This is a genomic window from Streptomyces sp. NPDC054956 (assembly GCF_053609185.1).
This window is the reverse complement of the sequence record NZ_JBSGXB010000647.1, coordinates 1-1255: the sequence shown is the minus strand read 5'-3', so window position 1 is coordinate 1255 and position 1255 is coordinate 1. Positions and strand designations below refer to the sequence as shown.

The window sequence follows — 1255 nt, the reverse complement described above, 5'->3', positions numbered from 1 at the left end:
GACGTGGCTCCGGACATCGCCTCGCGCGAGGCGTCGGCGATCGCCCGGGCGCTCTTGTCGGCGATGCCGTTGTCGTCGGCCCCGGCGGAACCGGCGCCCCCGAGGACCAGCAAGCAGACGGCTCCGGCGGCCGCGCAGCGGACCGCGGCCGTGGCTGCCCGGGGTGCGGACATCGGGCGTCACCTCCCTCTGGCCGCCTCCGGACGACAGCGGGCCCTTCCGGGGCTTCCGGCGCGGCCGGTCACCCCATCAGCGTAGATCCGGGCCGCGGCGGCCGCAGTCCGGGGTGACCAGGCCCGTTTCGTAGGCCGCGATCACGGCTTGGGCCCGGTCGCGCAGGCGGAGCTTGGCGAGGATGCGGGCGACGTGCGCCCGCGCTGCGGGCCGCACGACTGCACACGGCACGGGTGCTCGGCATGGGCCGGGGAGCCGGGGGCGGGCGGGGACGCCGGGCGCGCCGGCTGCTCGGCCTGCTGCCGTTCCCGCGTGCGGTCAGCCTCGGGCTGGCGAGCCCGTTCGCCCGCCCGGCCCGGTCGGCGACGATGGCCGCGGCCGTCGCGTTCGGCGCGCTCGCGGTGACCTTCGCGGTGGGCCTGGGCAGCACGCTCGTCGCGGTCCAGCGGGACGGGGACCCGGACCGGGGCGGCGGCGTGGAGGTCCGGACGCTCGCCAGGCCCGGTGAGGGCCCGCCGAGCCCGCAGCGCGAGCCCGCCGACCCGGCGGCGGTGGCCGGGGCGATCGGAGCCCGGCCCGAGACCGCGTCCTCGTACCGGATCGCCAGGACGGAGGTGTCGGTGGCCGGGCTGAAGGGCGGCGTGGACCTGGTGGCGTACGAGGGCCACGTGCCCGGCGCCGACCACACGATGGTGTCCGGCCGCTGGTTCGGCGCCCCGGGCGAAGTGGTGGCGGCCACCCGCTTCCTGAAAACCGCGGGCGTCGCGGTGGGCGGCACGGTCCTCCTGTCGGAGCAGGACCGCACCGTCCGGCTGCGGATCGTCGGGGAAGTGTTCGACCTCGGCGAGGGGATGGCGCTGCGCACCGACGTGGGCTCGGTCGCGGCCCTGGGCGGCCCGCACCCGTACGGTGCGGGCCCTGCGGGCGGAGTGAGCAGGGGCACGGGCTCGCCGACCCGCCGGCCACCGGCCGCCGGGTCGGTGACCCGGACGACCTAGTCGGGGCCGGTCCAGTCGAACGTGATGTGCTTGCTGGACTGGCCCTCCCGGCTCCACCGGAAGCCGAAGGCGTCGGCGCGGTC

The 1255-nt window shown here is 77.9% G+C and carries 1 protein-coding gene and 2 pseudogenes; 1 reads left to right on the top strand and 2 read right to left on the bottom strand.

Annotated features, from left to right (window positions below):
• Nucleotides 1–249: 249 nt before the first annotated feature.
• Nucleotides 250–375, bottom strand: a pseudogene (locus ACWGDE_RS39050) (DNA-binding response regulator); the annotation flags it as partial.
• Nucleotides 376–416: 41 nt separating this feature from the next.
• Between ACWGDE_RS39050 and ACWGDE_RS39045 the strand changes: the two are divergent.
• A complete protein-coding gene (locus tag ACWGDE_RS39045; protein ID WP_453393835.1) occupies nucleotides 417–1172 on the top strand; it encodes a hypothetical protein in 756 nt (251 codons plus the stop codon).
• Here the strand turns inward: ACWGDE_RS39045 and ACWGDE_RS39040 are convergent.
• Nucleotides 1169–1255 (bottom strand): annotated as a pseudogene (locus ACWGDE_RS39040) (DUF1326 domain-containing protein); the annotation flags it as partial. The gene ACWGDE_RS39045 and the pseudogene ACWGDE_RS39040 overlap by 4 nt on opposite strands.

What these genes read in the sequence shown, in the direction of transcription:
- ACWGDE_RS39045 (WP_453393835.1), top strand. Translation starts at nt 417, where the DNA reads ATGGGCCGGGGAGCCGGGGGCGGGCGGGGACGCCGGGCGCGCCGGCTG.